This window comes from uncultured Methanobrevibacter sp., assembly GCF_937881195.1.
In the GTDB taxonomy this organism is placed as follows: domain Archaea; phylum Methanobacteriota; class Methanobacteria; order Methanobacteriales; family Methanobacteriaceae; genus Methanobinarius.
In genome coordinates this window covers 1-5,824 of the sequence record NZ_CALGFC010000047.1, presented here as the reverse complement: position 1 = coordinate 5,824, position 5,824 = coordinate 1, and the positions used below count along the sequence as shown (strand labels likewise).

Here is a 5,824-nt window from a genome sequence, read left to right as displayed (position 1 = left end):
TTAAAGATTAAAGAATTTAAAATTAATAGATTTAAAATTTAAATTTAAAGATTAAGGAATGTAAAATTTTTAAAATATAATATTTTTAAAATAAGACTATAAGTTTTAAAGTAGTTTTATAATTACTAAACTAATTTATAAAAGATAATATACTAAATTATAAAAGAAGATATTGAATTTATATTTTTTAATTAGTTAGTTAATTAATTTATTTATATTAATATATTTAATCAGTTTATTTAATTAATTTAGTTAATTTAATTAATTCGATAAACTTAATTCATTTAATTAATTAATAAATAAATAAATTAATAAATTAATAATATATTGAATGTAAATTATTTAATTAAATATAATATAATAATTAATCTTTATTAATATATTAAATAATAATAATATATCGATATTTTATATCTAAATAGAAGGTATATCCAGTATTTTAATAATTAAGAATTTAAATATAATTAATTAATAACATGAAATTTCTAATTAATATGAAATTTCTAAAATAATAAATATTAAGTCATATAAAAACTATTATATTTAAAAAGAAGTTTTTTTATTAATATAATAACTTATTAATATATCATTAATTAATTCACAGTTTTAAAAAAGAAATTATATTAAAGAAACTCTATTGAATAATTAATTTATCACTGAAATAGCTAAAAAACATCACAAAAAAGCAAATAACAGGTAATTTAAATGGAAAATAAAAATATAGTTGTTAGTGGAGGTTTAGGTTTCATTGGATCCCACATTGTTGAAGAGTTAATCGATGAAAACCAAATCACAATAATTGACAATAAATCATCAGGGAAAATTGAAAACTTAGCTAATCCTAAACATGAAAACCTCAATATAATAGAGGAAGATTTAACCAAAATTAGTTTGAAAGATTTAACATCTATCTTAGAGGATGTAAATTATGTATTTCATTTAGCTGCACTTGCAAGTGTTCCAATGAGTGTTGAAGATCCAATTAGATCCAATACAAATAATGTTGATGCAACAGTAAAATTACTTAATGCATCTAAAGATGCAGAAATTTCAAAACTTATTTTCTCATCTTCTTCTGCAGTTTATGGTGAAAATCCAAATATGCCTCTTTGTGAAAGTGAACCTTTAATGCCTACTTCACCTTATGCAGCATCAAAAGCATCTTGTGAATTATATTGTCAGTCCTTTTTTGAAAGTTATGGTTTATCAACTGTTTCTTTACGGTATTTTAATGTTTTTGGACCTAGACAAGATGTAAATTCACAATATGCTGCTGTAATACCTAATTTTATACATTCATTAGTCAATGAAGAACAAGCTATCATTTATGGTGATGGCGAACAAACAAGAGATTTTATTTATGTTAAAGATGTTGTAAAATCAAATATTGCAGCTGCAAAGTCTGATTTTAATGGAATAGTGAATGTAGCTTCTGGAATTTCAATGAGCGTTAATAAGCTTTATACTATTATTAAAAACACATTAGGTTCAAATCTTGACCCAATTTATAAAAATGAAAGGGCAGGAGACATAAAACACTCCTTAGCTAATGTCGATAATATGAAGAAGATTGGATTTAAAGTAAATCCTAATTTATTTGAAAAACAATTAGAAACAACTGTTGAATGGTTTAAATCAAGATAATTAATTTAAATCAATGATAATTAATAATAATAATAATAAAGAAATAATAATAAGAATAAAAAATAATAAGAATAAGAAATAATAAGAATAAAAAACAAATGAAACATGCTAAAAAGCACAAAGTATCCAATAAAACTAATATAAAAACCGATTAACAGCAATAGCAATGTAAATTTAATTTATAAAGTGAAAAAATGAGCAAAATAAGTGAAATTTTTAAAAATACTAGTTGGTTACTTACATCCCAAATTATAACTAGTGTTTTCGGATTTGTGTGGATTGTCATACTAATGAGATATTTAGGAGTTTCAGATTTTGGAATAATGAATTTTGCTATTTCTTTTACTACCATAATGAGCATATTTACTGATTTAGGAATTAGTACATATGTTACAAGGGATTTATCAAGGTCCCCAGAACTATCTCAAAAGTATATAGGAAATGCAATCCCATTGAAAATTTTCTTATCAACTTTGACATTTATAGTAACATTAGCTATTCTATTTATAATGGATTATGATATATTAACAAAAGAAGTTGTTTTAGTGTTTGCACTACAAACAATATTTTTAAATATGGGATGGCTTTTTAATGGTGTATTCCAAGCATTTGGTAAGATGAAATACCAAGCTATTGGAATTATTATAAATAGCTCATTAATTTTATTAGGAAGTATTCTTTTAACATACTTCAATTTAGGATTAATGGCTGTTGCATTAACTTATATGGCAGGAAGTTTAATTACATTAATCTATCTATATATAAACCTTAGAGATAAGATAACTATCCCTAAATTCCAAATAAATTTTAATTTCTGGAAAAAATCTGTAAAAGAAGCTGTTCCTTTTGGAATAACAAGTATATTCACCACCATATATTATATGATAGATACTGTAATGATTTCATTTATAGTTGGGAGTTTTGCTGTTGGTATTTACAGCTCAGCTTATAAAATTATCACTGTTTTTACAACAATTTATATGGTTTATAATTATGTTGTTTTCCCTTTAATGTCAAAATTTTACAAAGATTCAGAAGATCTTTTAAAAATATCCTATGAAAAATCAGTAAAGTATTTAGTATTAATCATGTTACCATTTGCTATTGGAATTACTATTTATTCACAGGATATTATTGTTTTAATTTGTGGAAAAAATTATATTCTTGCTGAAAGTGTATTGAAAATATTAATATGGAATGTTTTATTTGTTATGGTTAATGGAGCATCTACAAATCTACTAAATTCATCAGGTAATGAATTAGCTGTTACAAAGATAAATGGATTAGCATGTTTAATAAATGTAGCCTTAAACATATTTTTAATATATTATTTAAGTTATATTGGAGCAAGTATAGCTACAGTAATCACCGGAATAGTAGTATTTACATTAATGATGTATATCATTTTGAAGAATAGTTATAGACCAAACAAAAATTTAATCTATGAAATATTAAAGATATGTATTTCTGGACTTATTTTAGCAGTTGTTTTATTAATACTTAATTTTTCAATGTGGTTAGCTCTTCCAATAGCTATTATTGTTTACTTAGCTGGAATATATTTAACTAAATCCTTAGATTCAACAGATAAATTTATTATAAGAGAAATTATTGGGAAATAATTATTTTATATACATAATATTAAATCAATAATTATTTTACATACATAATATTATATCAATGATTAATTTTTTATACATAATAGCATTATAATACTTCTTAATCTACTATTACCATTATTATAATTATATAAAACAATTATAAGCTATTAAATAAGCTATTAAATAAAATATATCTTATAAATTAAATTTTTATAATTAAATTATTTATAATTAAATAAAAGATACAAATTTTAAACTTTTGCATATAATTAAATATTTATAATTAAATAAAAGATATAAATTTTGAACTTTTTTTAAAATAAATTAATTCAAATTTTTTAAAATATGTTAATTCATTAAGCTTTTTTTATAATAAGGTTAGTTAATAATTTTAATCTAATACAAAAGTTGTTAACATAATATAAATTTTGGTAAAATTAAACAAAATTGTAATAAATGTAAAAAAATCAGGTCAAAAACATGAAATTAATATTAATGATTAAAAAATTTATAAAAAAATAAAACATGAATAATAGAGTACATTAATTTTAAATATTGTATTGAACTTAAATAATGTTTATGTCATTTATATCATTAATTTTTAAAAACCCTTTTCGAAATAAAAGTAGGGCAATTCTTGCTATTATTGGAATTGGGATAGGTATAGCTACAATTGTTGCACTTGGAGCTATAACAGCTGGTTTAACTTCAACTATGGATGAAACACTGCACGCTGGAGGTTCTGATTTTTCAATAAGTGGAAAAACAGATAATTCTGGTACTAGTACCAACCCATTGGGAACAAGTACTTTTAGTGAGGATTGGGTATCTACAATTGGTAATGTTAGTGGTGTTAAAAATGCCGCGGGAGTTTATATTGGAATGGTTTCAGTTCCAGACTCTCGTTTTTTCACATTAATAGGGATTGATTCAAAAGACACAGCATTTGCAGATTTAAAATTAACTAAAGGAAAAATGTTTAGTAATAATGCAAGTGAAGTAGTTCTTGGAAAGATTTCTGCTGATAAATTAAACAAAACGGTAAATGATACCTTAGAAATAAATGGAGAAGACTATAAGATAACTGGAATATTTGAAACTGGAGATCCTAATCAAGATGAAGGAGCATATAGTTCACTTGCAAATGTTCAAGATTTGATGGACGATCCTGGAAATATTAGTATGATTTATGTTAAAGTAAATAGTGGTGTGGATGTAGATAGTGTTACTAAAACCATTGAAGATAAATATAGCGATAATATTACCACTGTTACCTCTATTTCAGATATTGAAACAGTAGCTAATGCATTAGATATGGTTAATAGTGCATCTTTTGCAATTTCTCTTTTAGCAATAATAATTGGAGGAATTGGAATAATAAACACTATGATAATGTCTGTATATGAAAGAACAAGAGAAATTGGTGTTTTAAAAGCTGTTGGATGGAAAGGAAGAAGAATACTTGGAATGATACTTGGAGAATCAGTTGTTCTTACAGTAACCTCAGGAGTTATAGGTTCAATAATTGGAGTTGTAGGTCTTGAAATTTTAGTATATTTAGGAATTCTTGGAGGTATGACTCCAATGTACACCCCATACATATTTTTACAAGCATTTGGAGTTGCAATTATTGTAGGATTAGTTGGAGGACTTTACCCAGCATGGAGAGCTAGCAGGCTTCCACCAACCGAAGCATTAAGGTATGAATAAATAAGGAGGTGATTTAATGAGTAATGATGATTTAAAACAAAATAATGAAAATAGAAAAAATATAGTAGAAATTAGGGGCTTAGAAAAAAGCTATGAAAAAGGAAACATAAAAGCTTTAAATGGAATTGATTTAGATATAAAAGAAGGAGAATTTGTATCAATTATTGGGCCATCTGGGTCTGGTAAATCAACACTACTTAACATGCTTGGAGCATTAGATATAGCTGATAGTGGGACTATTGAAGTTGCAGGATATGATTTAAGTAAAAATAAAAAATTAGATGAATTTAGATCCAAAAAAATAGGTTTTATATTCCAATTACATAATTTAATTCCAAATATTTCAGTTGCTGAAAATGTAGAAATACCTATGTTTGAAGGTAAATTGCCTAATAAAGATAGAAGAGAATTATCTTTAAAACTTTTAGATAGTGTTGGATTAAAAGATAAAGCAAAAATTAAACCAACAAAATTATCAGGAGGAGAAAGGCAGAGAGTAGCTATTGCAAGAGCTTTAGCTAATGAACCCTCTATAATATTGGCAGATGAACCTACAGGATCTCTTGACTCAAGAACCAGTAAGAAGATATTAGATCAGCTAAATAAATTACATAAAGAAAAAAATGTTACATTAATCATGGTAACTCATGATATGAATGTTGCTAAATTAGCTGATAGAGTAATAGAAGTTTTAGATGGGAAAATAATTGAAACAACTGATGATTCACTACTAAATGATAATATAAAAATAGAGGGATAAATTTTATTTAATACCCTCAATATTATTATTTTTAACTTATTATCATCAATCAATTATTATAATTATTATAATCCAATACATTATTTTCAATATTATGATTATTATAATC

4 protein-coding genes are annotated in these 5,824 nt (G+C 24.1%); all 4 read left to right on the top strand.

The genetic code is table 11. The annotated features are described in order from the left end of the window. Positions 1-705 precede the first annotated feature (705 nt). Positions 706-1,644 carry an NAD-dependent epimerase/dehydratase family protein gene (locus Q0087_RS06850; protein WP_297898937.1) on the top strand — a complete coding sequence of 313 codons (939 nt, stop codon included), beginning with the start codon at positions 706-708 and terminating at the stop codon, positions 1,642-1,644. Positions 1,645-1,838: 194 nt separating this feature from the next. Further along, a complete protein-coding gene (locus tag Q0087_RS06845; RefSeq protein ID WP_297898936.1) occupies positions 1,839-3,266 on the top strand; it encodes a flippase in 1,428 nt (475 codons plus the stop codon). A 558-nt stretch (positions 3,267-3,824) separates the two neighbouring features. Continuing rightward, positions 3,825-4,955, top strand: coding sequence for an ABC transporter permease (locus Q0087_RS06840; protein WP_297898934.1), 1,131 nt, complete (start codon positions 3,825-3,827; stop codon positions 4,953-4,955). 16 nt (positions 4,956-4,971) lie between these two features. Next, on the top strand, positions 4,972-5,715 hold the full coding sequence (locus Q0087_RS06835) for an ABC transporter ATP-binding protein (RefSeq protein ID WP_297898933.1): 744 nt from the start codon (positions 4,972-4,974) through the stop codon (positions 5,713-5,715). The last annotated feature ends 109 nt before the right edge of the window (positions 5,716-5,824 follow it).

Coding starts and splice junctions, on each gene's coding strand:
- Q0087_RS06850 (WP_297898937.1), top strand. CDS start 706: ATGGAAAATAAAAATATAGTTGTTAGTGGAGGTTTAGGTTTCATTGGA.
- Q0087_RS06845 (WP_297898936.1), top strand. CDS start 1,839: ATGAGCAAAATAAGTGAAATTTTTAAAAATACTAGTTGGTTACTTACA.
- Q0087_RS06835 (WP_297898933.1), top strand. CDS start 4,972: ATGAGTAATGATGATTTAAAACAAAATAATGAAAATAGAAAAAATATA.
- Q0087_RS06840 (WP_297898934.1), top strand. CDS start 3,825: ATGTCATTTATATCATTAATTTTTAAAAACCCTTTTCGAAATAAAAGT.